23 protein-coding genes and 1 pseudogene are annotated in these 22,873 nt (G+C 62.9%); 16 read left to right on the forward strand and 8 right to left on the reverse strand.

The window, feature by feature from the left end:
* Positions 1-54: 54 nt before the first annotated feature.
* Positions 55-450 carry a hypothetical protein gene (locus BHQ40_RS14205; protein WP_070156522.1) on the reverse strand — a complete coding sequence of 132 codons (396 nt, stop codon included), beginning with the start codon at positions 448-450 and terminating at the stop codon, positions 55-57.
* A gap of 143 nt (positions 451-593) precedes the next feature.
* On the opposite strand from BHQ40_RS14205, the gene BHQ40_RS14210 reads away from it, so the two are divergent.
* Positions 594-797 carry a DUF5818 domain-containing protein gene (locus tag BHQ40_RS14210; protein WP_070156523.1) on the forward strand — a complete coding sequence of 68 codons (204 nt, stop codon included), beginning with the start codon at positions 594-596 and terminating at the stop codon, positions 795-797.
* Positions 798-922: 125 nt separating this feature from the next.
* On the opposite strand, the gene BHQ40_RS14215 is transcribed toward BHQ40_RS14210, so the two are convergent.
* Positions 923-1,141, reverse strand: a complete 219-nt coding sequence (locus BHQ40_RS14215; protein ID WP_070156524.1) for a hypothetical protein — start codon at positions 1,139-1,141, stop codon at positions 923-925.
* Between the two features lie 168 nt (positions 1,142-1,309).
* Between BHQ40_RS14215 and BHQ40_RS14220 the strand changes: the two genes are divergently transcribed.
* From BHQ40_RS14220 to BHQ40_RS14245, 6 genes are all read left to right on the forward strand, one after another.
* The gene (locus tag BHQ40_RS14220; RefSeq protein WP_030539266.1) at positions 1,310-1,573 is read left to right on the forward strand and encodes a helix-turn-helix domain-containing protein; all 264 of its coding nucleotides are present in this window, start codon (positions 1,310-1,312) and stop codon (positions 1,571-1,573) included.
* Between the two features lie 21 nt (positions 1,574-1,594).
* Positions 1,595-1,903 (forward strand): alkylphosphonate utilization protein, encoded by a 309-nt coding sequence (locus BHQ40_RS14225; RefSeq protein WP_070156525.1) that lies wholly within the window; start codon positions 1,595-1,597, stop codon positions 1,901-1,903.
* Positions 1,903-2,205, forward strand: coding sequence for a DUF167 domain-containing protein (locus BHQ40_RS14230; RefSeq protein ID WP_070156526.1), 303 nt, complete (start codon positions 1,903-1,905; stop codon positions 2,203-2,205). The genes BHQ40_RS14225 and BHQ40_RS14230 overlap by 1 nt, the downstream gene beginning before the upstream one ends.
* A gap of 7 nt (positions 2,206-2,212) precedes the next feature.
* Complete coding sequence (locus tag BHQ40_RS14235; RefSeq protein WP_070156527.1) at positions 2,213-2,950, forward strand: YoaK family protein; 738 nt, start codon at positions 2,213-2,215, stop codon at positions 2,948-2,950.
* A gap of 69 nt (positions 2,951-3,019) precedes the next feature.
* Positions 3,020-4,534: a hypothetical protein gene (locus tag BHQ40_RS14240; protein ID WP_070156528.1), complete on the forward strand. Its 1,515-nt coding sequence runs from the start codon at positions 3,020-3,022 to the stop codon at positions 4,532-4,534.
* Positions 4,531-6,879, forward strand: coding sequence for a phospholipase D-like domain-containing protein (locus tag BHQ40_RS14245; protein ID WP_070156529.1), 2,349 nt, complete (start codon positions 4,531-4,533; stop codon positions 6,877-6,879). The genes BHQ40_RS14240 and BHQ40_RS14245 overlap by 4 nt, the downstream gene beginning before the upstream one ends.
* On the opposite strand, the gene BHQ40_RS14250 is transcribed toward BHQ40_RS14245, so the two are convergent.
* The 3 genes from BHQ40_RS14250 to BHQ40_RS14260 are packed head-to-tail and all read right to left on the reverse strand — an operon-like array spanning position 6,817 to position 9,309.
* Positions 6,817-7,887 carry a hypothetical protein gene (locus tag BHQ40_RS14250; protein ID WP_070156530.1) on the reverse strand — a complete coding sequence of 357 codons (1,071 nt, stop codon included), beginning with the start codon at positions 7,885-7,887 and terminating at the stop codon, positions 6,817-6,819. The genes BHQ40_RS14245 and BHQ40_RS14250 overlap by 63 nt on opposite strands.
* Positions 7,884-8,687 carry a hypothetical protein gene (locus tag BHQ40_RS14255; protein WP_083276932.1) on the reverse strand — a complete coding sequence of 268 codons (804 nt, stop codon included), beginning with the start codon at positions 8,685-8,687 and terminating at the stop codon, positions 7,884-7,886. The genes BHQ40_RS14250 and BHQ40_RS14255 overlap by 4 nt, the downstream gene beginning before the upstream one ends.
* Complete coding sequence (locus BHQ40_RS14260; RefSeq protein ID WP_070156531.1) at positions 8,674-9,309, reverse strand: ferritin family protein; 636 nt, start codon at positions 9,307-9,309, stop codon at positions 8,674-8,676. Before BHQ40_RS14260 ends, BHQ40_RS14255 begins: the two co-directional genes overlap by 14 nt.
* A 132-nt stretch (positions 9,310-9,441) precedes the next feature.
* Here BHQ40_RS14260 and BHQ40_RS14265 point away from each other — a divergent pair, with 132 nt between their 5' ends.
* The 4 genes from BHQ40_RS14265 to BHQ40_RS14280 all read left to right on the forward strand — a co-directional run bounded on the left by BHQ40_RS14265 (position 9,442) and on the right by BHQ40_RS14280 (position 13,284).
* Positions 9,442-9,981, forward strand: coding sequence for a hypothetical protein (locus BHQ40_RS14265; RefSeq protein ID WP_223806387.1), 540 nt, complete (start codon positions 9,442-9,444; stop codon positions 9,979-9,981).
* Positions 9,978-10,883 (forward strand): DUF4238 domain-containing protein, encoded by a 906-nt coding sequence (locus BHQ40_RS14270; RefSeq protein WP_070156532.1) that lies wholly within the window; start codon positions 9,978-9,980, stop codon positions 10,881-10,883. The genes BHQ40_RS14265 and BHQ40_RS14270 overlap by 4 nt, the downstream gene beginning before the upstream one ends.
* A gap of 814 nt (positions 10,884-11,697) precedes the next feature.
* On the forward strand, positions 11,698-12,189 hold the full coding sequence (locus BHQ40_RS14275) for a DUF736 domain-containing protein (protein WP_070156533.1): 492 nt from the start codon (positions 11,698-11,700) through the stop codon (positions 12,187-12,189).
* 81 nt (positions 12,190-12,270) lie between these two features.
* Positions 12,271-13,284: a DUF2493 domain-containing protein gene (locus tag BHQ40_RS14280; RefSeq protein ID WP_030539254.1), complete on the forward strand. Its 1,014-nt coding sequence runs from the start codon at positions 12,271-12,273 to the stop codon at positions 13,282-13,284.
* A gap of 149 nt (positions 13,285-13,433) precedes the next feature.
* Here BHQ40_RS14280 and BHQ40_RS14285 read toward each other — a convergent pair whose 3' ends face one another.
* Positions 13,434-13,760: a hypothetical protein gene (locus tag BHQ40_RS14285; RefSeq protein WP_070156534.1), complete on the reverse strand. Its 327-nt coding sequence runs from the start codon at positions 13,758-13,760 to the stop codon at positions 13,434-13,436.
* A gap of 466 nt (positions 13,761-14,226) precedes the next feature.
* On the opposite strand from BHQ40_RS14285, the gene BHQ40_RS14290 reads away from it, so the two are divergent.
* Genes BHQ40_RS14290 through BHQ40_RS14305 form a run of 4 tightly spaced genes read left to right on the forward strand, consistent with a single transcriptional unit; the run spans position 14,227 to position 20,048 of the window.
* On the forward strand, positions 14,227-14,529 hold the full coding sequence (locus BHQ40_RS14290; protein WP_025291971.1) for a hypothetical protein: 303 nt from the start codon (positions 14,227-14,229) through the stop codon (positions 14,527-14,529).
* Entirely contained in the window at positions 14,526-16,574 is a 2,049-nt protein-coding gene (locus BHQ40_RS14295; RefSeq protein WP_070156535.1) for a type IV secretion system DNA-binding domain-containing protein, read from the forward strand. The genes BHQ40_RS14290 and BHQ40_RS14295 overlap by 4 nt, the downstream gene beginning before the upstream one ends.
* Positions 16,571-19,549, forward strand: a complete 2,979-nt coding sequence (gene mobF / locus BHQ40_RS14300; RefSeq protein ID WP_070156536.1) for a MobF family relaxase — start codon at positions 16,571-16,573, stop codon at positions 19,547-19,549. Before BHQ40_RS14295 ends, mobF begins: the two co-directional genes overlap by 4 nt.
* Positions 19,539-20,048, forward strand: a complete 510-nt coding sequence (locus tag BHQ40_RS14305) for a lytic transglycosylase domain-containing protein (RefSeq protein ID WP_223806388.1) — start codon at positions 19,539-19,541, stop codon at positions 20,046-20,048. The genes mobF and BHQ40_RS14305 overlap by 11 nt, the downstream gene beginning before the upstream one ends.
* Positions 20,049-20,098: 50 nt before the next feature.
* Here BHQ40_RS14305 and BHQ40_RS14310 read toward each other — a convergent pair whose 3' ends face one another.
* The gene (locus BHQ40_RS14310) at positions 20,099-21,340 is read right to left on the reverse strand and encodes a tyrosine-type recombinase/integrase (RefSeq protein ID WP_070156537.1); all 1,242 of its coding nucleotides are present in this window, start codon (positions 21,338-21,340) and stop codon (positions 20,099-20,101) included.
* Positions 21,341-21,500: 160 nt separating this feature from the next.
* Positions 21,501-22,076, reverse strand: a pseudogene (locus tag BHQ40_RS14315) (JAB domain-containing protein); the annotation flags it as partial.
* 115 nt (positions 22,077-22,191) lie between these two features.
* On the opposite strand from BHQ40_RS14315, the gene BHQ40_RS14320 reads away from it, so the two are divergent.
* A partial coding sequence (locus BHQ40_RS14320; RefSeq protein WP_435593917.1) for an intermembrane phospholipid transport protein YdbH family protein occupies positions 22,192-22,873 on the forward strand: 682 nt, incomplete at its 3' end.

The following is a 22,873-nucleotide window of genomic DNA, read 5'->3' on the forward strand; positions in this document are numbered from 1 at the left end:
GCATGTCGAAGATGAAGGGCGGCAAAAGGCTTGATTGTACCGAAGGTGGCCGCGTCAGTGGCGATAACCGAGGTCGGCCGCGATTGGCCGCGCCATATCTGCCCGCCGCTTCATCAAATCGGCAAGCCAGGCCAGATGCGCGGCTGCGTCCGCCAACGGCAGTTGGCAAACTTCATCGAATAGCTCATGCTGATAGGCAAGGTCGCGATCCAGAATATCACGCAGGAGAACACGGGCAGGGCTGTCCTCCTCCTCGATGCCCGCATTCGCCTCTCGGGCAGCATCGAGAAACGCCTCGGCCATCTCCTGGGCCTCGTAATAGCCGCCATCCAGACCTTCGCTCGCCGCGAGGCTCGCCAGCCGGCGGCGAACCAGTGGCAGATCAGGATCGACCGCCGCATCGTCCAGCGGCAAGTTATAATCATAGCTGGCGAGATAATCGCGGATCATGGCATGGCTCCTCAGTGTGCCTGAGAACATAAAATGAACAAGATTGCAAGTCTGAACACGCTTATGCCATGCGGAGGTAATGTCTGTTCTGTCTTTTTCATCCCGCTCGCCCCGGACAGTCTCCATTCCGGAGGCACTCGCCCATGACTGACAGCAAGGCGCCGCTGCGATTGCACGGGATACTGCGCCTCAACGAGCGTGGCCCTTTTCTGGAGGTCGAGGAGGGGCCTCTCTGGCGCCTTCAGACAGACTCGGATCTTCGGACGCATCAGGATCGACGGGTTCGGGTCGAGGCCTGGCAGCGCGGAGCAAGCATCCTCGAATTGCTGTGGATCGGTCCGGCCTGATGGCCGGGTAAGGGGGGAACTATGCCTCAAATCAGCCCGAACCTGTAACCGCCTCTGAAATGGCTTACGGACGGCAAGCGAGCAGGACAGCGCCGGGTTCGTTCGCGCGATATGAACAGGCCTCCTTACCCGCCGCCTCTCTGCCGAAACGTCGGCTGGTCACCGGCCATGAAGAGATCCTGCTCCCATCTCTCAAGCTCGGCAGCGTTGAGCGCCTCGAGCCGGCAAAGTCGGTCGACCTCCTCCCGCCCAAGCGCCTGCCGCGCGCTTGCCTCCCGGACGAAATCCTTCAGCATCATATTCTGGAGGAGGAAAAAGCCCCTGATCCGCTTGCCCGTCTTCATCGCACCACGATGCGCCGAGCGCCGCCGAATCGGTCGATCCGCGTCATTGCGATGTGCATCACGAGATCACGTCTGCCATATTCCAAATTTCCGGTTGGCATGGGTATAACATATGGACAGTGATGGTGTAAGATTGAAATATGATGTCTTATACGTCATAAGCGCAGCATGATCACCTCTCAGCAGATGCGCGCGGCGCGAGCCTTGCTCGGCATCGACCAGAAGCGACTGGCGGAACTGGCAAACGTATCGCTTCCCACGATCCAGCGGATGGAAGCGTCGGACGGACAGGTGCGGGGTGTCGTGGAAACGCTGGTCAAGGTCGTCACAGCGCTTGAACGCGCAGGTGTCGAGCTGATCGGCGAGAATGCGACCAGCCAGACCGGGGGACGCGGTGTGCGCTTGCGCCAGGCTGTCGCCGGCCAACAGTGACTGACCAAGGGACAAGGACAGATGACCGATAGCAACCAAGATTATGTCTATGATGAGGAAAGCGGCGAGTGGTTGCCAGCTTCCGAACTTGCCCAGCGCCAGCACGCCGCCGTTCAGCCAGAAGTCCGGGATGCTGTCGGCAACCTTCTCGCCGACGGCGATCAGGTGACACTCATCAAGGATCTGGACGTCAAAGGCGCTGGTCAGACGCTCAAGCGCGGAACGCTCATCAAGGCGATCCGCCTGACCGGTGACGCACAGAAAATCGATTGCAAGTTCGACGGCATCAAAGGCCTCGTGCTGCGCGCCGAGTTCGTTCGCAAGCGCTGATGGCGCGACGCCGGATACCGATGCCCTCTGCGATCGAAATCCGCGCGCTGGCGGATCGCGAAGGACGTCTCGCGCTGCGCGCCACGCCAAATGCTTCGGCCGACGCAATCCTTTTGCCATCGCAAGCCGGGAGCCTGGAACTTCTTGTACGCACAACGGCCACAGCCGAGGGCGGCAAGGCCAATGAAGCGATCCTGCGCCTTCTCGCCCACGCCCTGGGCCAGCCCGTCTCTTCGATCCAGATCGTTCGCGGCGAGACAGGCCGCACCAAAGTCGTGCGCATCGGGCAGCCGCGCGGATGATCGCGGAATGCTGATCCGCCAGGGCGACGCACGCGACAGTCGGCTGGACCGCAAGCTTGCCTTCGCGCTGGCGTGGGTGGCGGGCGGACTCAATGCGGCGGCGTTTCACGAGGTCGGCTTCTTCTCCGCCAACATGACCGGAAATGTGTCCGCCCTCTCCAGCCTGCTCGCGATGGGACAATGGGGGCATGCTCTTGGCTATCTCGCCATAGTCTTGTCCTTCATCATCGGTTCCTTGGTTTCGACGCTCGCAATCGGCTCAGGCCTGCGGCGCGGGATCGGCACCATCTACGCCCGCGTAATCCTGGTCGAAGCCGCTCTTCTTGCCGCGCTCGGTCTTGCGCGGATGGCGCTCGATCGCTCCGCAGGGGTGCCGATGCTGATCATCGGCCTCGCTTTCCTCATGGGGCAGCAGAACGCCATCGTTACCCATATTTCAAACGCGCGGGTGCGCACCACCCATGTATCGGGCATGGCCACTGACATCGGCATCGGACTCGCCAGGATGCTCGATATCCTTCGCGGTAAGGCTGGCCCCGCGGATCGCGGGGAGATTACAACCCGATTGAGCCTTCACACGGGTACGGTGCTGTCCTTCCTGCTCGGCGGAGTCGCGGGGGTGCTGGCGTGGCGCATCGTCGGCGACCTCTGTTTCGTGATTGCAGGCCTGGTTCTCGCAGCCATTGCGGCAACCTCGATGCGACGTGCCGGCCAGATCGTCCCGCAAAATGATCCGCTCGATTGATCACCATTACTTCATCGCTCGTTACTATGGCGAAATGAGGCCGCCGGCCCGAACAGTCACCGAGGGCCGATGAACCTGCTGCCACAATGGACCGAAAAAGCCGAAAAGCGCGGGCTCGACCCGCTCGGCATGCAGAATAGCGGCGTGCTGCTCTATCAGTCACTGCTCCCGGGCATCAGCAACGTCACGCTGCGCATGCGCTACTATGGCTATTATTGCTGGGTGAGCGAAACCTATGCCCGCCGGGGCGCGACCAGCGACTTCGAAGCCTGGCGCATCTGGGTGCGCCGCGCCGAGGCACTCTACGCCCTCGTGTCAGCACGGACGGGTGAGACCGGCGTCGGCGGTATCGAGTGGGCCAATCGCCGCCTCGCGACCTCGGGACGCGTGATCGACTTTGAAGCCGCCGCCTCGACCGATCCCGCGCAGGAACGGTACCTTCGCCAATCGCTCGGGGTCTTCGGGGGCGCCTATTACAGCCAGATGGCTGAAATGAACCTCTTCACCGAAAACCGCCACGGCATCCAGGTCGCCACCAAGGATCTCGGCCGTCGCGCGGCCTCCCTGTTCGCCGATGCCATCGGACCGGACCTCGCCAGACTCCTGCGACAGAAGATCGTCGACGCTAAGGTAAGCCTGCGTGAACTCGACCGGCTTCAACCCATCGCACCTTCGCAGATCGCGGAAGAAAGCGAGGAGCGGACTTTCTACGAAACACTGCTCTTCGCCCGGTCCGATGACGCGAGCAAGTCAGGGCCGAGCCGCGCGGCATCGCTCGACCTCATCCTCGAAACCGCCTTCACGCAAGAGGAGTGGCCAAGCCCCGAACAGGTCCGCTGGCATCTTTTCGATCCACCCGAGCCGGCCCTTCCTCCCAGCCTCGAAACCCAGCGGCTCGCCTGGGAAGCCTATCAATGCCAGGACATGATGCAGGTAGCATGCGCCGCACTGCTCGCATGGGGCATAAAGATCATCAACGCCGAGGCTCAAGGCAAGTCGCTTACTGAGATCCGCGCTGATATCCTCACCCATCTGGAAACGCTGGATGAGCCCCATCCAGACCTGAGTTGGCGCGCGCTGCGACTCGGCCTCGATCCACGTACCTTCGATTATGCCGAGATGTGGGACGAACTCACCGGCGCACGCGGCGCAGCCGCCGACAAGGCCGTCAGCGCACTCCTGCTGATAGCCGCGCTCCATCAGAGGCTCCTTGACCGTCCCGATCTGGCTGCCGCCGCGGCGCAAGGTCTGCCCGAACGCGGGATGGCGCACTCGCTACGGACAGAAATATCATGGCTCGAAGGCAGGGAAGGGGAGCGCATCGCCACGCTCATCGCCGACTATATGATCGAGCGCGTCATCAGACGGCACAGCCATGTCGCCATGCAAAAACTGCGGCGACAGGGCGATTATACGTTCCTGTTCGAACAGCGCGAGGGACGTTTCGTCTATCTCGCCGCCTACCAGCCGGTCGCCACCACGCCGCGGCTGGCATCCGCAATCCAGTTTCTCGCCGACATCCATCTCCTTGATGATGATGGCCTGACGTCGCTTGGTCTGGCGGCGCGGGATGCTGGCCGATGAAGCTCCCCGATCGTCTGGGTCGCCGCAGCGGCCGCCCTTTCCATAGTGCGATCGCCACCAGCTTCGCCCTGGAGTTCGCTGCGGTCGAGGAAATCCTGCTGCCCCAGCTCATGGCCAGCGGCGCCACGAACCTCCTCCTTCTGACTGACGCGCGCATGACCGCGCTCGCGCTTGCGGACGGCTCAACCCTTCCGGCCGCCCTCGGTCGCGACTATGCACTCTACAGCCCGCCAGCCGCCAACGGCATTTTCCATCCAAAAATCATCCTGCAAATTGGCCGGGAAAGCGCCCGGGCGATCGTCAGTTCCGCCAACCTCACCGCATCAGGCCTTGCCGGTAACGCCGAGGTCGCGGTCGAAATCGAATGCAAGAATACGCCAAGCCCCGAGCAGGACATCATTCGCTCTATCTGGCGCTATCTCGACGCACTCGTGCCCGCCGCCCCTTCTCCGGCGCGCGATGCGCTGCGTTGGACACAAGAGCGTGCGACCTGGCTCGGCGGGCCAGCAGGGGATGCCGTGCACGAACTGGATGGAACTGGCATCGCTTTCCTCCATGGGCCCGGCGACACGGGAATCGCAGACCGGTTCGTGTCGCTGATCCAGGGCGCGAAGGTCCAGAGTCTGACGGTAATCAGTCCCTATTGGGACCATGATCTCGCTGCGCTGGCCGATCTCTCGCAGCGCCTCTCCCCGACCCGGATCATCCTCCCGATCAACCGCAGCCATCATGAATTTCCGGTCGATGCACGCTTTGCCAAAAAGGCGACGATCGTCGATCTTCAGTGGCCATCCCGGCGCTTCACGCACGCCAAGATCATCATCGCCTCGACCATTGATCACGACCATATCCTCTTCGGCAGCGCCAACTGTACCAGTGCCGCCCTCGGATCAGCCGGGATGCCAGGCGCCAATGCCGAAGCCTGCATCTATCGCAGGCTTCCCGCCGGCGCAGCGCGGCAAGCGTTGGGCCTCGAACGCTGGATCGATGCCACGCCGATCAAGCTCTCCGACCTGTCACCGCCGATTGTGACATCCCCGATCCCGCTCGATACCATCGAAGCCCGACAGCCCGGCATCTTCGAACTCGACCAGGGCCAGCTCATCTGGACAACCGCGAAAGCGGATGTGGCAGATGGAGACATCGAGCTGCTCGACCGGTCTGCACGCCTGATCGGGACGATCCCGGTGCGATCCTTCGTCCAGATCGATAATCGGCGGCGCGCACCGGTAGAGCCCGCATTGCACAAGTCCCTCTGCTTCGCTCGACTGGTCACCGGCGATATCGTCTCGACCCTCGCGCACATCACGCATCGCGAGATATTGCGCGCCCGACGTCGGGAGGTAGCGACCGGCAGCGTGGCCCGGGCGCTCGCGCCCTTCACCGATGGCGCTGATTTCGATCTCTGGATGCACCAGGCATTCGAGACCCTTGTGCGCGCAGATTTCGAGGCCGTGACCCAGCCGCGCGCCCTGTCGGCCGCCCGGCCGCAAGAGCGCAAAAGCGTGGACGAGCCGGCGGCCCCCGTTTCATTGAGCTATGAGGAGTTCACCCAGGCGCGCTCCGGCGCCGGCCGCTCGGGCGGCGAGGGCGATAACAGTCTTGCCGGCACATATAGCGACACGATTCGCGACTTCCTCAATCTGCTCTCCGGCCGCGGCCCTCAAGCAGATCAATCCGCCGAAGACGACACAGCTTTCGACGACCTCTCGGACGAAAAGGCCGACACCGACCGTGAGGATGACCCGGCCGATGAAAGCGTTGAACATCGCGATACTGGCAAGCCATCGCTCGCGCCCGCGCCGGTCGACGCCCGGCTCTATGAGCGGCATATTCTTGGCTATACCGAAGGACTCAAAGGCGACGAAGAGGCGCTCGGTCCCAGCGACGTGCTGCGGCTGCGCTACTGGATCCTGTTCCTCCTCTACAAGGCCCGATGCCCTGATCTGCCGAAGGGCCTGGATACATCCAGTGCCCTCCTTGGCTGGCCACGCTTCGTCGTGCGTGTCCTTGTCGCCTTTTTCTGCGGCGGCAAGCCCGCAATACGGCGCGTCATGCTCGCACGCGATTTCGAGGCCATGCCGGTCGATTTCATGGAATGCTGGATCACCATATTATGGAGTCTTGAGGCGATCGAGACGCTGTTGGCGAACCAGCGCAAGGACCGCGAATTCCTGAAATATATTCCCGAGCTGCGCCGCCGCGTGATTTCCCTTCTCGGTCTGAGACCCGATGAACTGAATGGCGATATCGCCGCCGCCATTCGTGCGGGACTCGACGAGTCAATCGGGACCAGGCTCGGCCTTGATCCGATCGCTGTTCGGCTCGATGTGCCCCAGCCATAAAGGGAGCCGGCTGTTCTTGAAGTCCCACGCCCCAAGCGGTGCAAACCATTCGGGCACCGCCTTACCATGGAGCTGGATCACCTGATCGCCGTCGACCGTCTGCGCGGCATAATAGCGGCTGAAAATCCGGCTGGCCCAGCCGATCCCGTCAAAGCCCTGGTCCGATGGCTCCTCAGGCTGCGCCACGAACTCGACACCTCCGATCTCGACACCATCCATCCGTGCGATCGGCTCGCCCACGGTCCAATCCCCGAACAGGAAGAGAATCTGCGCCAGCCTGCGATCCCGAGGATCGGTGAGTTCTGTGTCCCCACTATACATGCGCGCGGCGCCGATCATGAACTCCGCCAACCCCTCCGGGCTCAACTTTCTCGGCATTTTCCGGTCGGCGTCGAGCACCAGGCGGAGCGGTGGCCGCGTCATGATGATCACCTCGCCGAGCCTGCCGAACTCATTCGCCATCACAGCCTCCTGCATAGTCACACGCAGGCCGCCATCGGAACGGCGAAAACGCTCCGGTGGAATGATCGTCCAGATGTTCCAGAGCGACCAGAAGATCGCCAGCCTGAGCGGCGTGCCGACCATGTCGGCATAGCACTGCAGCGAGTTGAGATAAGCCGCCGACATGGAGGTGCGCTGCCTGAGCGGCTTATCGCTACGGACATTCTTGACCTCGACCAGCCATTGCGCGCCGTCGTCGAGAACAACCCGGAAATCCGGCGCACGCGATGCCCCGCTGCCATGAACACGGCCGATGTCCTCGGTCTTCAGCATCCGATAGCGTCCAAGGGTCAGAACCGTCGCCTCGAACAGCCGTTCGATCCGTGAGCCATGGATCAGGGCCGCGTCGGACAACGCCATTTCCAGCCTCGGTCGAGCATCGGTCATGAACCTGTCGATTAGCGTCGGATCGTTGAGGGCGACGCCTTCACGCTGCGCAAAGGCTGCCAGCGACGCCAGCAGATCAAACGCCTTCGGCTGGGTTTGCGCAGGCATGCCCTTGGTCATGGCGTGCTCCCGTTCGAACCTGGTGGCTCGACATCGTGCGGGTTCATATAGTGCCGAAATCCGGTCAGATCCTCATCGCTTGGATTGTCCGCCTCAGGGAAAAACCGGATCGTCTCCGCAATGTCGCGACGGGAGACATAGCCGATAATCGAGCCGCCATTGCTCATCTCATAGTCCATCGACCCGGTATGGCGATTGGGAAGGGCCAGCCCCGGAGCAAAGGCGATGGGCTTCTTGTTGCCCTTCTTGCTGACCTCATGCTTGGCGAGCGCAACCCGGATGAACTCCAGCGTGGTGAACCCCATTTCCGTGCGGCGCAGATCGACTCGCATCTGATCCACCAGTTCCGGGCGTTCCTGCGCATCACGCAACTGCTGCGCGCGAAGCTCCCGGTCATAATGACGGTACCCAAGCTCGCGCTCGAGATGGCTCGCCTTCTGGTCGAACCCACCATTTTCGGCCAGTTTGATGACCTCTTCACAGCGCTGCCGCCACGTGCGCAGCAATTCATAGGCAGCGAAGATCCACATCGGCGAAAGCGCCTGCACCATGGCCATGGTCGATCGTGGCGGATCATCCTCCGCCATCTGTTGCAGGACCTGCTCTTCAAGGCCGTTCAGCAGATTATCGACATGGCAAAGCTGGCTCGCCTGCATCACGAGAAACGGGTTCTCGGCAAAGCCGGCCAGCGACTTCAGCGCCTCGAAAAGATCGCTCCGCCCGATGTCGGACACCCGACGATAGCGTGGCTCTTCGTCCTCCGGTTCGAACATCTCCGGCACGCCGTCATAGGCTCCCATAAGGCGGATTCTTCACCGCCAGGGGAAGGGGATCGGCCAAGCCCCAGAACCGCGTGGTGGCCCGGATATAGCGCTCAAGGTCCGCTTGCCGGATGCGCACATGTTCACTTGCCACCGGCGTTCCGGGGAGGAGATCGTGATAGTCGACAGATTCCTCATCCCAGAGGTGCGGGGCAAGCGCGCGCAGCCTTTCGCAGGATCGCCCCTCTCCATGACGCACGACATTGGCAACCACGAACATCTCCGTCAGAGCCTCTCCAAGAGGCTCAAGCATAAGGTCGATACCGGCGCGCTCGGCACAGCCGGCGAGCAGTGCTTCAAAGCCGTTGAGCTTGCCCATATCGGAACCCCCAGCATCCTGTATCGCGCGCGCCCAGCGGCTCATTTGTCGCTCGAACAAACCGGCGAGGGTAAGGACAAACGCCTTGGCCGCCTCATTGGCAGTATAATTGTCGACCTGCGCCGCCGCCCGATCGAGAAACTGATCAAGGCTATCGGTCTCCCCGGTCTCAAGCTCCGCATGGGACGGCAGCTTGTCCATGACGGGCAAGATCACGCGATCGAAGAACCGCCCGAGATTTGCCTGAAAGATCCTGGGTAACTGCTCCGCCGTCGACATCATCGCAATCCTCTTGCGCGCTTCCTCGCGCGTCCCAAAAGGTGAAGCTTTCTCCCATAGTTGCAAGTCATCAAAACCTCGCCGTGGTGACGGACGATGCGATAGAGTTGCGTGCAATCAGACACAGGGGAATGCGTGAAGAGTGCCAAAGGCGATGCCCACCGAAAATCTTCGCGGAAGCCCTATAATGAGCGCACCGACCTTGAGAAACTCCAGTCCCAGTGGACCAAATTGTCGGGGCTCCATGGGCGCGATGAACCATCCGCAGCGATCGTGCGTTGCGCCACGGCTGCGGAAATCGCCGCCAATTATGCGGTACGCACCGAGTGGGGCAAGAAGACCCAGTTCGATGCAGCCATCGTCGACCAGTTCCTCCGTTGGGCAAATAGTCTCCCACTGAAGGTCGAGCGCCTGTTCGTACCCGTTTTCTTCGCGACCCCCCGGACAAGCCCAACGGCACGCGCCCTGATCAGCTCGGCGGGCAAGATCAACACCGTCCGCAACGCCGTCGTCCACCAAGGTTCCTTCAGCAACAAGGAGGAGGCCGAGGCGGTGATCGCGGTGGCCAAGACCTTCATCAACATGATCGTCGGCCTCTCGATCGACGGCTTTGATATCGACGCACAGGCCGCATCGGTCAGGGCTGCGCCCCCTGCCGAGGGAACGCCAGAATGACCGCCGAGAAGCCCAGGCGGCATCATTATGTGCCGCAATTCTACCTCCGTCGCTTTGCCTGCCCGGACGACGCGAACAAGGTTCGCGTGGTCGAACGACATGGCGATATCCTCGCCATCGACCGCAAATCCATCGATCGCATCGGCTATGAGGACTCCCTCCACGACTATGTCGCGGACGGTGTCGAAAGGTCGATCGAAGGCCCGATCAACCATATGATCGAGACGCCTTTCTCCAACAGTGCGACCTGGAGGAAGATCGTCGAGGGTGCCGGCACCAGTCTCGCCGAGACCGACAAGATCCCGATCTATGGGTTCGCCCGTCACCTCCAACGTCGCAACCTTGAGACCTTGCGCTTCATCGAGGCTGAGTCCGCCCGCTTCGCGGATGGCGCGCTCGACGGCAACTTGAGCGAGGACGAACAGGAGATGCACACATGGATCGCGGCGTCCGCGGACAATGCGCACGCCCTGTTTCGCGAGGGCGCGATGGACATGAATATCCCCGAGGACGCCGACGCCATCAACGTGATGGTCTGCCATTCGCCGATCCCTTTGCGGACATCGACGAACCCCACGCTGATGATCTCGGCGCCGGGCCATCAATCCATCTTCGGCGCCTTCTTCAACGACCTGCGAACCTGGTGGCTCACGCTCGATCGATATTGTGGCGCCTTCATCATCGCCGGTGGCCCACCGGGCTTCAGCAATTCCACCCTGCCGCCTGACGCCGCCCGCATGATCAACCAGCAATATCTGGTCCAGCATGGCAACAGCATGACGGTTCGCTACCTCCTCGCCAACGACCCCTATCTTGATGACGACCTTATGTTGGCCGGCTATGGCTTCGAGCGGTCCACGACCCATGGTGCCCGATGGCGCAAGCTCAGCACGGGGCGATGATCCGGCAACCACGATCCGGCGGATTGCACTAGGTCAAGCCTCCGGTTTGTCGTGAAAGCGGGGCATTCCGGGATTGCACTCCGAGCGATAGACGACAGGATAAGCGTCCCGAGGTCGGGCGGATGCCCGCTGAAGCGGGCACCGGGCTCTATCTCCGCTCCGCTCCGACCAAGCCCCCTTTGGGGTCTTGGCGGCTGACGCCGTAACGATCCCTTCCGCGGGGATGCCGGGCAGGGAGGCATTCTTCCCGAAACGCCAGAATGCCCGGCACGTCCATCGCAATGCAGGCTTCGCCTAAGGAATCGCGCTAGTCGCGCGATGCGGATCGTGGAGCCAGCAGACAAGCCATCACCCCCTTCGCCGCCCTCGCAGGATCCGTGCGTTGCAGGACGGGTTTCGTCCGCAAGAATTGCGTCGGGGCAAAGCTACGCTAGGCGAAAAGGGGCCGGCGATGTTTGTCTGTTTTCAACAGAAGCGCCGGCCCCTTTTCGCCAAGCTTCGCTAGAGCCCCTCCCGTGCTTCTTGCGGACAAGAGCCCCGCCCTGCGCCTTCGGACCTGCGAAGGCGGCTCCGGGTGCGATGACTTGTCAGCCGGTCCACGCTCCCTTCCCATTCAAGCAGAACCGTCCGCTGACGCGGCCGGTGCGTCTTTGTGTCTGTTGGCCGCTGCGCGGCTGTTTCTTGCTCAGGCTCACCAGGTACGATGGATTTCTGTCAAGAAATCAATGCCATGGAAGTAATGGAGGGGAGGGAGTAGGGTTCAGATGTGGCCGGGAAAGAGAAACGAGCCACAGCACAGAGAAAGGATGAAGTCATGAAGATCGGTAGCTTCAAGTTCGACGAGCGCGCCAGCGACATTATCGGCAAGATCGCCACCCGCGAAATGCGCTTTCCTTACCTCATCATGCGCCGCGTCGAGGATCGACAGAGCGACAGTGCCCCCGTCTATGAGATTTACGAGACGAACCGCGCTGGCGACGAAATCCAGATCGGCGTGGTCTGGGAACGCCGCATGAAGTCCAATGACGAGGTGTTCCTGTCCGGCATGGTGGACGATCCGAGCTTCCGCGAGCCGCTGCCCATCGCCCTTTTCGGGGACGAGACGAACGGCTTCGATGTCCAGTGGCGGCGCGAACGCGAGCGCGAGGCGCAGGGCGGCAGCTTTGGCGGGCGCAATGGCGGCGGTCAGCGGTCGGGCAGTTTCGGCGGACGGACCGGCGGCGGTTTCTCCGGCGGCAGCACCGCAGGACCGGACGGCGGATATACCGGCGGCGGACGCAGCCTTGACGATGAGGTGCCCTTCTAAGCGGCACCAAAGGCGGGCCGGGGGAGCGCTGGAACGCTTCCCCGGACCCTGAACCGTCACCCGACCAAAGGAACCCATCCCATGAGCAAGCCAACGGCCTTGCGCAGCGTTAGCAGCTTTGCCGACCTGCCGGAACTCTATGCCGAAGCCATCGCCACGCCCGATTTCGTGGCATCCTTCGGCGACCCCTTGCCCCTCACCATCATCGAGCCGGACGAGGAACCGGCCGAACATTTCATGCCCGATCCGCTCGCGGCACAGGCGGAATGCGGCGGCATCATCGCCGCCATCTTCGACCTGCTAGGCGATACCCGACTGGACCCGCTTGCCCCGGAACTCGCATGGGGCTTCGTAAACAGCTTCCATTTCGTCGCAAACAAGCTGGAAGGCCGCGAGGACAGGCTGGCCGATACCATTCGCGATATGGCCCGCCGTCTGGAACCGGGCGAGGTGTTCAACAAGGAACTGGAAGACACCCAGCTTGAATGCCAGTCGGTCGCGGAACAGCGCGCCGCCATGGAAGCCATGCGCGACTATGCGGCGGCAATGTATCGTGCCTATGCCGGTCGCCCATGGTCGCCCGCAAAGGGTTCGCGCGCGTCCCATGTCACCACCGCCAGCCAGATTTCGGCGCTCGACTTCCTGCGCGCAAGGTCCGAACGGAAGCGTGACCGATACGACCCGCAAGGCCCCGTCGTGGTCGTGTCCGGCCCTTCCGACTGGCACGATTGGCGGATTATCTGGGGACGGCTCGACCAGATCAGAACGCGCATTCCTCACATGGTGCTTGTCACCACCGGGCAGCGCCTTGGGGTGGATGCAGCCGCCGCAGCATGGGCCGCACAGCGGGGCGTGGTCTGCATCGCGTTCGGCCTCTATGGGCGCGGCAACGGCAAAGCCTTCCGGCGCAATCGCAACATTGCCGAGCTTATGCCCGTCGAGGCGTTGCTATGCGAAGGGTCGGGCATCCAGTCCAGCCTCTATGACCTGTTCAACCCGGAGAAGGGCCACCGCGTCCCGACCCATGTTTTCATGCGGGCAGATCAGGCGCCCGATGTCCCGATCAAAAAGAAGCGCCGCGTCATAGCGGCCTGATCGCGAAGCCACCAAGAGAAGGGCCGGGGCGGGCAACCGCTCCCGGCCCCTTGTCGTGCCTTTGGCACGAGCGGGGGAAACCCGAACGGTTTTCCCCGCGCCGCTCCTTTTGCCGGGCGTGCCGCCCGCCAACGTCGCTCCCCTTTCCGCTAAAGATGCACAGCCGTTGAGGCGTCATCACCGCCAGCCGGGGGAACAACCGCGCGCTTGCGAGCCGACCCAGCAGACGGTTCCGCCTGGACGCCTTGTGCCGTCAGCCCCTTGAGCGCGGCAATCGCCACGCCGCCGCCGACCCGAATCGCTTGGCTCAGCACGTCGCGAAATTCGCGCTCGCTTAAGCGTTCGACCGGCAATTCCGTCGCCAGCTTCCCATAATGGGCGCGCAATCCACGCCGCACCGTCTCGGCTTCCCGCGCGAGATTTTGCTGATCGGCCTCGATCTTCGCCAGCCGTTCGCGTTCCGTCATCTTGGGCATTCTTAGACTCCTTGCTCAAGGAGGTCTGCCCGCCGCCCTCGACTATCCACCAAGGACCACCGCCATGCAATGCCTTCCCCGCGATCGGAATGCGATCACGCCCGCAAACGCACCCAACCGGGGAGACCCGCCCACGGTCGAGTCGACGGGCGCAGCGGGCAAGCGCGCTGCGGAGGAGGGACGCACGCCGGAGGCGGATGTAATGCACCCCACGCACGGGTGCTGCGGGCGCGAATCGCCTGGATTTCCGCCACTTTTCGTCGGCACAAAGCGGCTGTCGATCTGGCACTGATCGGCTGCCGGTGGCAGCCATGTCCTGTCGCTTCTTACCCTAAGGGATTGATCTGCCTTGGCACTTAGTGGCTGCCAGCGGCAGTTTCGATAAATTGTTGAGATCGCGGTGTAAATCGGCTATAAAGGCTGCGCTTCACCACGTTGCTGGCGTGTCGGACAAGGAGTCCGCCGCTTGGCACGCATCACAATCCGCATTGACGATGACCTCTATGCGCGCCTTTCTGTCCAGGCGCGCAACGCAGGTCTCGGCGCCGCGACCTATTGTCGCGACATCCTCGAACGCTTCGAAGGCAGTGATCCTTCGGGCTATCATGCCCGCTTCGACGAACTCCACGCGACCGTCATCCAGGCGTTCGCGATCCTCGCTACTTCGGTCGGAGAGCGCTCGCCGGACATTCTCCAGAAGGGACTGGGTGAAGCGCGCCGGCTCCTCCGCGAAAGGGGGCTGCTCGATCCCGAGCAGGACCGGCCGTGAGCATCTTCCGCCATGACACGCTTGGCTCCTGGACGCGTGGCGGCCAGGCCATCGTCCACAATGTCCGCATGACCACCCAGGTCTTCTACCAGACCTTCCTCGCGGGGCTGGTGATCTGGATCGGCGGCATCATCTGGTACGCACTCGAAAAGTCGTCCGAATACGAACGCTTCGTGATGCTCAAGATCACCCAGGCCTATTTCATGGGTGATACGCTGCCCGGTAACGCGACACCGATCCTGTTCAAGACACCGGCCGGCAAACAATATTGGACCACTCCCAAGAGCCTCGTCAGTTCGGGCGTCGCCCATAAGACGCTCGCGGCCTTCGAAACCTATCTCCTCCACGGAGCTTTGCTTGCCGGTCTGTTCGCCCTCGCAATGCTGTTCTGGGCATGGTTCTACTTCACCCGGACGGGGAGGGGGCTCGGCTCCAATCAGTTTCTGCGCGGGGCGCGGTTCGGCACCGTCAAGCAGGTTCGCCGCGCGCTCTGGCGTCAGGCCAAGGGCAGCTTCCAGATTGGCGGCGTCAATGTGCCCGACGCTTTCGAACCGGAGCACATCCTGATCTGCGGTGCTCCTGGAACGGGAAAGACCAACATCATCGTCAAGATGCTCGACGGGATCCGCAAGCGGAAGCGCCGGGCGATCGTCTACGACACCGCCGGCACCTTCGTGGAGAAATTCTACCGGCCCGGCATCGACGCCCTGCTCAACCCGCTCGATGCGCGCGCAGACTCATGGTCGCCCTGGGTCGATGTGCCGCGCGACTATCATTACGACCAGATCGCGGAGTCCACGATCCCCGACAAGACGGGCGATCCTTTCTGGGCGAAGGCTGCGCGGGGCACGCTGGTCGCCGTGCTCCGGAAATTGGCGAAGCAGGAACGTACCCTCGTCTCGATCCTGCTCGACACGCTGCTCCGCTCCAAGCTGAAGGATCTCGCCGCCTTCGCCGCAGGCACCGATGCGGCGGCGTTCATATCGACCGAGGGTGAGCGCACCAGTGCCGGCATCCAGGCGGAGCTCGCCTCCGTGATGCGCAGCTTCTCCTATCTCGACGACACCGCCGACGGGTTCTCGATCCGCGACTGGGTCGCCAATGAGAAGGACGACAGCTGGCTGTTCATCACTGTAAAGGCTGACCAGCTTCCCTCACTCCGACCCCTGATCACGGTGTGGCTCGACATCGCGATCAGCGCGATCATGAGCATGACGCCCGATCGCAACCGGCGCCTCTATTGTGTCATCGATGAGCTGCCGACGCTCCAGAAGCTGCCCTCGCTCGGCGACTTCCTCGCCCGTGCCCGCAAATATGGCGGCTGCGGCATCCTCGGCTTCCAGAGCTACCCCCAGCTCGAGGCGACCTACGGCATTCAGGATGCCGCGGCGATCACCGGCTATTGCTCGACCTGGGTGGCTCTCCGCGCCAACGACACCCCCACCGCCAAGCATGTCAGCGAGAATCTCGGGCAGGTCGAGCAGGTCGAAGCCAATGAGGGCATGTCCTACGGCGTGAACGACATGCGCGATGGTGTGAACCTCTCGCGCATGCAGGTCACCCGGCCGCTGGTCATGCACACCGAGGTCACCAACCTGCCGAACCTCATGGGCTACCTGAGGTTCGGTCGCAGTCTGCCGGTGGTCCGCTTCGAGGACAGCTACAACAAGGTGGCGTCGGTCGCCGAGGCGTTCGAGGAGCGGACAACCACTCCCATCAGGCTGGCTGGGCCGGTCGTCGAATTCCCCCCGGCACCGCTGGCCTCATCCTCGCCGACCAGGCCCAAATCTTCCCCTCCGAAGCGGCGGCGGGCTGGCTCCGAAGAGCAACCTGCCGAGCTTCCGCTCCCGCAACCGCATGAACCGCCGACCGCGCCCGTGGACGCCTCGAGCGAGAGTCCTATGCCACCGCCCGCCGATCCGCCTGGAGGGGGAGAACAGCAGGCTCCACGCCCTCGCCTCGAATTGTTCGGCAAGCCTGCAGGCTTCCGCCTTGAGCAGCACGGTCGTCGTGACGGCGCCCGCAACAAAGCGAGGCCGGCATGATCAATCCCATCCGCCTAAAGGGCAAGCCCGCCAATATCGCTCGCTATTACACGGTCGGCGACTATTACACCAAAGGCGCCGACGAGCATTCCGAATGGGGTGGCAAGATCGCCGCTGAACTCGGCCTGGATGGCAAGGTCGATCCGGTCATGTTCAAGGAACTGCTAGCCGGAAAGGTCGAGGACCAGCAATTGGGCCGGCGCCGGGCCAACGGAGAAATCCAGCACCATCCGGGTTGGGATTTCGCTGTCAACGCCCCCAAGTCGGTGTCGATCATGGCGCTGGTCGCCGGTGATCAGCGGATCGTCGAGGCGCATGAGCAGGCCGTTAGCGTCGCGCTCTCCTATCTCGAGGAACATGCCACGATGCGCCACCGCGTCGATGGCGAGGTCACCGAGAAGACGACCGGGCGGCTGATCTACGCGCGCTTCACCGAGCATGCCTCACGCGAACTCGATCCCCACCTCCACACCCATGTCGTCGTCATGAACATCACCGACGAGCGGGACGGTGAGAAGAAAGTCAGTCTCGAAACCCGCGCCATGTTTGCCGAGCAGATGACAGCTGGTCAGGTCTATCGCAACGAACTCGCGCATCTCCTGCGCGAGCGCGGCTACGATGTCGAGTTCGACCCGCGCAAGGGGCTGTTCGAGATCCGGGGTGTCCCCAAGGCTCTGATCATCGACATGTCGCAGCGCGCCGAGCAGATCGACGCCCATGCGAAGGAGCACGGGCTGACCGGGCAGGCTGCGCGTCAGCATTCCTTCTATGTGACGCGCGGGCCCAAGCAGAAAATGTCCCTCGAAGCTCTCCACGAGAGCTGGGAAGGTCGCCTCGGAAAGCATGCCGAAGCCGTGCATGACACGCGGGCCGATGCCGAGAAAGCGGGCGCGCGCGACATCGAGGTGCCCCAGCCGGTCGCGGCCCGGGCGATGCTCTTCGGGCTCCGGCAGTCGGAAGGGAAGGAAGCCGTCAACAATCTCGGCCGGTTGCTGCAGACGGCTCTGGCCTCCCATGTGGGCGAAGTTCGGCTGTCGGACGTCAGGCCGATCGTCGAGGAGCACCAGGCGCGCGCCAAGCTCCTCGAAACGCGGCATCCGACCGGCGACGAAGTCCACACACGTGGCCGGACGTCACGCAAGACCGCGCGCCTTGAAATGGCCCTTGCGGACCATCTGGCTTTGGCGCTGGGAGACGCGAAGCCGCTCGCCTCGGTCGAGAGCCTGCGTGATGCGGGGATCGCGCACGGACTGAAGCCTGACCAACGGACGGCTCTTCTGCATCTGGGGCTTTCCTCCGACCGGGTGGTCGGCGTCCATGGTGTCGCGGGCTCAGGCAAGTCGACGATCATCGGCGCGCTTCGCGAGGCAGCGGGGGAGGAAGCGACCCTCATCGCGCTCGCTCCCACCTCATCAGCCGCCGGCGAACTCGGCAAGAAGGCGGACATCGAATCGCGCACGGTCGCCAGCCTGCTCGCCTCTGGCGGCGCCAAACTCGACGACGGCCATGTCCTCGTCGTCGATGAGGCCGGGCAGCTCGGCAATCGGCAGGCGGTCCGCCTGCTCGAGATCAGCCGGACCACCGGCGCGCGGCTGATCCTGCTCGGCGACACCCGCCAGACGGGGGCGATCGAGCAGGGCAAGCCCTTCTGGCTGATGCAGCGCCTCGGCCTACCCAAGGCGGAACTGCGGGAGACGGTACGACAGGAGGCTGACAAGATCACCCAGGCGGTCCGCCTGGCGCGGCTCCAGAACTATGATGGATCGCTCGGCGCGCTCGACAAGGTGATCAGCGGCGACAGCGCGGAGAAGCTCGCGGTCGCGCTGGTCGCCGACTGGACGCGGCTACCCCCCGAAACCCGGGACAGGACCAACATCCTCGTCCTCGAAAACGCGACCCGACTGATCGTCAACACCAAAGTGCGCGAAGCCCTGAAGGTGGAGGGCGCCGTCGCCGCCGAGGATGCGCGGCTCTCGATCCTGTCGCCCTCGGGCATGACCGATCAGGAGAAGCATTTTGCGCGCTTCTACTCGCGTGGGCAGGTGGTGGTGTTCTCGCGTGACAATGCCGGCCTCGGCATCGCACGGGATGCCGAATATAAGGTGGTGGGCGTCGGGCGCGATGCTCGTGGCCGGCAGATGGTCAACATCGTCGATGAGCATGGGCGGACCATCCAGTGGGATCCTCGCCTTGGCCGAGCGTCGCAGATCAACGTTTTCAAGGACGAGAAGCGCGACCTCGCCGAGGGCGACCGGATCCAGTGGCGTCTGGTCAACAAGGAACTCGGACTGAAGAATGCCGAGCGCGGAACGGTCGAACGGCTCGACGGCATGATCGCTACGATCCGCTGGGATCGGGACGGGAAGGCGCAGGAGATCGACCTCTCCCGCCACAAGAACTGGGACCATGGCTATGGGGAGACCGTCTACTCAGCGCAGTCCAAGACCTACGATCGAGTCTATGTTCTCGCGCCGGTGAACTCGCCGTTGGTGACCGGTCAGAATTACTACACAGCGATCACCCGCGCCCGGTTCGGTGCGAGTCTCTGGACCGAGGACCGCGAGCGGCTCGTAGAAAAACTGACCCTCCGGTCGGGCGAGAAGACATCCTCACTCCAGGGGTTGGGTCGGATCGAGAAGGACAGCGTGAAAGGGCGCACCGCGCTCCATGGGGAGCGCTGGGATCGGCTGCGCGACGAACAGCGCGTCGAGCGGCAGGCCCGCAAGGACCGTCTCTCGACGGCCCAAACACAGCCGGAAGTGGCCAGGGCTAACGGCCTTTCTTCCTATATCGCGGGGCGGGCGCAATCGGCAGCGAGCTTCCTCGATCGGTGGATTATCTCTCTGCTCGAGCGGAGTTCGGGCAGGGGAGACGACCGCGAGCAGGGGCCGCAGCAGCCGTCCTCAGCCCAACAGCCGCCACCCGAGCCTCAGCACGCCCCCGCTCGGGATCACGGAGGCGGGCATGACCGTTGATCTAAAACCAGCCCGGCGCTTGCTACCGCTCGCGATCCTCCTGGCATCAGCAGGCCATGCAGACGCCAGAGGTACACCGTCGGCCGATCACGAGGCGCGCCTCGGGCAATGCATCCGGCAGGCAGCGGGAGGTCGCGCCTGGCTTGAGAAAACCCTTTGGGGACTGCGCGACCAAGAAGGGGGCTGGATCGGGGCGCAAGTGCCGAACGGCAACGGCACCCATGATCTTGGACCACTCCAGGTCAACAGCTTCTGGGTGCCGAAGCTCTCGAGACTGACCGGGCGACCACCGGAGCAGGTGAGAGGCTGGCTCAAAAGCGATCCGTGCTTCAATGTGCAGGCCGCGCGCTGGATCTTCCTCTCTGCTCTCAGATTATCGAACGACTACTGGAAGGCCATTGGCATCTACCACAGCCCTACCGAATGGCGTCAGCGGAGATATGCGAATAGCGTTGCGATCAAGTTGAGAGTGCGTTTCGGGGATGATGCCTTCGAGTGAGGGCTCCTAACTACTGATCTGTGTGGAAGCGCCCCGGCAGCGGGAGCCTTTCAGGCTGCCAGCCGGAGCGCCTTGCGAGCGAGAAGCGCCGTCACGAACTTATCCCATCTTTTCATTCCGGCACGCTTTTCAGGCATATAATTCCAGCGATCGTAGCTCTTCGAGCTCACGTCCTGAAGCGTGTGATTTTGAAGCCGGTCGCGGATTTCCTTGGAGACGCCAGCCTTACCCGCCAATGTCTTCCAGGTTCGCCTGAGGTCGCGATTGGTCACGTCGGGAATGACGCCGCGCTCTCGCACTCGCCACATAAACGAATAGAGAGTACCATGTGCGACTGGTTTGCTCGGGTCGGTTGCCGAAGGAAAAAACCAGCCGTATTCGTTAGGCGTGATGCTTTCCAGCAGCTCGACCGCGATCGAGGGAAGCGGGATTGCGTGCGCCTTCGTGTTCTTGGTCTTTGACCAATCGAGGATTTGCTCCTTTCGATCATACTGACTGACATGGAGCCGAGCGATCTCCTCGACGCGCTGGCCGGTCAGCATGAGCAAGCGGACCGCTCTGAGATATGGGGGATGCACAGGTGCATCGGGACATTCCAGCCATTTGTAGAGGCGCACGTATTCCTCCTCGGTCAGCCACCTCGTACCAACCACCTTCGGCTCAGTCGGGATGTCTGCAGCCGGATTAAAGGTCAGGCGAAAGCGACGTGGCGAGGCGCTTCGATAATCGTTTTCAGATTTCAAACCCCAGGAGAACGCCGAGCGGATGTAGCTGCGGACATGGTCCGCCATCGATCGCTTTCCTCGATCATAGATGGGTCGGATCACTCCTAACACATCCTCCGGCAGGATTTCCCGAGCTAGCCGATTTCGCCCGAGCGTATCCGCGATCTTGTTCAGCCCCTTTTTGGCTTCCTTCCAAGATGGCTTTCCAGCGTCCTTCAACGCATCCGTATAAGCTTCGAACAGGTCGGCCACCGTCCCGGGTCGGGAGTCGCCTGCGACCTTGATGCTGCTGCCCCGCTGGATCGGAAGCGCATAGTCTCGCTCGAAAATCTTGCGCGCATTTGCCAGCGAAAGCGACGGGTACTCGCCGACCTTCGACTTGATGCGCTTTTTGTCCCTCCACTGGACCGCGTACCAGACCGCTGTAACGCGCTTTGGCATCGGCTTGAGAATCAGCGTCAACCGACCTGTGCCGTGGCCCTCCCCGTCAGGGAGGCTCCTCTCTCTTCGATTGGCTTCGGCAAGTTTAATCGCCTGTCTGATCTCGCCATCTGTCAAAGCTACCACGGGTCATTCCTACGCTGGGGACGGCTCTAAAACTGGGGCCGTAAAGTGGGGGCGGTTAACGTCCATACCCCCAAGAATTGCCACATAACCGTCCCCTGTCAATAGAGATAAAAAACCGCGAAAATGCGCGGTAATGCGCTAGGGTGTGCTGGGGTCAAAATGACCAAGTGGGGTGGTTATGGACCAGGATCAGGGAGCTGGAGCCAAGCTCCATTGCGCGCTTGATGACTTCGCGGGTGTAGATCGCCGCCTGGTCGATCGATCCGTCCGACATTTTTTCATCCCGGATCAACATGTTGCGGCTGTTGAGATGCAGAACCCGGACTCGCTCCACGCCCAGCCAGGCCATATCCGCGCGCAGATAATCGAGCACCGCCTGCCAGCTTCCCAGCACGGGCTGCTCGATGACGCGGTTGCGCAGCAGGCGCAGGGAAGCCGCCTGCGCCACCTTGATCGCCGCCACGCTGGTTTCGCCCATGCCCGGCACCCGCTCCAGCGCCGCCCAATCCGCCGTCAGCACGCCCTCTATGCCGCCAAATTCGCTCAGCAGCAGCCGGGCAAGCGGCTTCGTGTCCCTGCGCGGTATCGCCAGCGCCAGCAGATATTCGATCAGCTCATGGTCCAGCAAAGCGTCGCCGCCGCCTTCGCGAAGCCGCGTGCGCAACCGTTCGCGATGGCCTGCGCCGTCATGCGCGACCCCGCTTTTGCTACTTTCGTCCGGATTGCCCCCCGTCATGATTCCAGGGCTAAGGCCGGGAGAAACGCCCCGCAAGGATATTTCCGTGGCACGGGACGTTGTCGATGCGTTACGGAATGGCATTGCAAGACAGGTACCGGGGTCGGACGCGCGCATGGTCGATGAGGACGGGGACGGTAGGGATGGGGAGAGCGAGGCGACGCATCGCGGCAACCGGACTGCCTGGATCGCCGGCTCGGCCGGCGCTCTGGGCCTTGTCCTGCTTGGGCTTTGGACGCAGCGCGCGCCGATTGCGGAAAATTTCATCGGCCGGGAACTGAACGCCCTCGATGTCCGGGCGCGCTATGATCTCGTGTCCATCGGCCTTCGCACGCACAGGATAGAGAATATCGTGCTGGGCGATCCGGCCCGCCCCGATCTCACCGCAAAATGGGTGGAGGTCGATCTGACGCTCAGCGGCCTGACCCCTGGCGTGGCGGCCGTCCGCGCGGGCGGGGTCCGGCTGCGTGGCCGGATCCATGACGGCGCCTTGTCGCTTGGCGAGCTGGACAAGTTCCGCGATCCCAAATCCACCGCGCCGTTCAGCCTGCCAAACATGGCCGTCGCGCTTCAGGATGTACGGATGCGTCTGGATACGGACGCCGGGCAGCTCGGCATTCATCTCGATGGCCGGGGCAATCTGCAGGACGGGTTTGCGGGCAAGCTCGCCGCGGTCATGCCCAATGCCCGCTTCGGCGGCTGCGGCGTCGGCGGCGCGACCGCCTATGTCGACGTCACGATGCGCGAGGGCCAGCCAAGGCTGTCCGGCCCCGTGCGCGCCCGTGCGCTGGGCTGCT

Origin of the sequence: Sphingobium phenoxybenzoativorans (assembly GCF_001757355.1) — a bacterium.
Taxonomy (GTDB): domain Bacteria; phylum Pseudomonadota; class Alphaproteobacteria; order Sphingomonadales; family Sphingomonadaceae; genus Sphingobium; species Sphingobium phenoxybenzoativorans.

Excerpts from the sequence above, each read along its gene's own strand:
- BHQ40_RS14210 (WP_070156523.1), top strand. The coding sequence starts at position 594 with ATGACTGACAGCAAGGCGCCGCTGCGATTGCACGGGATACTGCGCCTC.
- BHQ40_RS14305 (WP_223806388.1), top strand. The coding sequence starts at position 19,539 with ATGACCGTTGATCTAAAACCAGCCCGGCGCTTGCTACCGCTCGCGATC.
- BHQ40_RS14205 (WP_070156522.1), bottom strand. The coding sequence starts at position 450 with ATGATCCGCGATTATCTCGCCAGCTATGATTATAACTTGCCGCTGGAC.
- BHQ40_RS14260 (WP_070156531.1), bottom strand. The coding sequence starts at position 9,309 with ATGATGTCGACGGCGGAGCAGTTACCCAGGATCTTTCAGGCAAATCTC.
- BHQ40_RS14240 (WP_070156528.1), top strand. The coding sequence starts at position 3,020 with ATGAACCTGCTGCCACAATGGACCGAAAAAGCCGAAAAGCGCGGGCTC.
- BHQ40_RS14245 (WP_070156529.1), top strand. The coding sequence starts at position 4,531 with ATGAAGCTCCCCGATCGTCTGGGTCGCCGCAGCGGCCGCCCTTTCCAT.
- BHQ40_RS14280 (WP_030539254.1), top strand. The coding sequence starts at position 12,271 with ATGAGCAAGCCAACGGCCTTGCGCAGCGTTAGCAGCTTTGCCGACCTG.
- BHQ40_RS14255 (WP_083276932.1), bottom strand. The coding sequence starts at position 8,687 with ATGGGAGCCTATGACGGCGTGCCGGAGATGTTCGAACCGGAGGACGAA.
- BHQ40_RS14270 (WP_070156532.1), top strand. The coding sequence starts at position 9,978 with ATGACCGCCGAGAAGCCCAGGCGGCATCATTATGTGCCGCAATTCTAC.
- BHQ40_RS14225 (WP_070156525.1), top strand. The coding sequence starts at position 1,595 with ATGACCGATAGCAACCAAGATTATGTCTATGATGAGGAAAGCGGCGAG.
- BHQ40_RS14215 (WP_070156524.1), bottom strand. The coding sequence starts at position 1,141 with ATGAAGACGGGCAAGCGGATCAGGGGCTTTTTCCTCCTCCAGAATATG.
- BHQ40_RS14285 (WP_070156534.1), bottom strand. The coding sequence starts at position 13,760 with ATGCCCAAGATGACGGAACGCGAACGGCTGGCGAAGATCGAGGCCGAT.
- mobF (WP_070156536.1), top strand. The coding sequence starts at position 16,571 with ATGATCAATCCCATCCGCCTAAAGGGCAAGCCCGCCAATATCGCTCGC.
- BHQ40_RS14275 (WP_070156533.1), top strand. The coding sequence starts at position 11,698 with ATGAAGATCGGTAGCTTCAAGTTCGACGAGCGCGCCAGCGACATTATC.
- BHQ40_RS14235 (WP_070156527.1), top strand. The coding sequence starts at position 2,213 with ATGCTGATCCGCCAGGGCGACGCACGCGACAGTCGGCTGGACCGCAAG.
- BHQ40_RS14220 (WP_030539266.1), top strand. The coding sequence starts at position 1,310 with ATGATCACCTCTCAGCAGATGCGCGCGGCGCGAGCCTTGCTCGGCATC.
- BHQ40_RS14250 (WP_070156530.1), bottom strand. The coding sequence starts at position 7,887 with ATGACCAAGGGCATGCCTGCGCAAACCCAGCCGAAGGCGTTTGATCTG.
- BHQ40_RS14230 (WP_070156526.1), top strand. The coding sequence starts at position 1,903 with ATGGCGCGACGCCGGATACCGATGCCCTCTGCGATCGAAATCCGCGCG.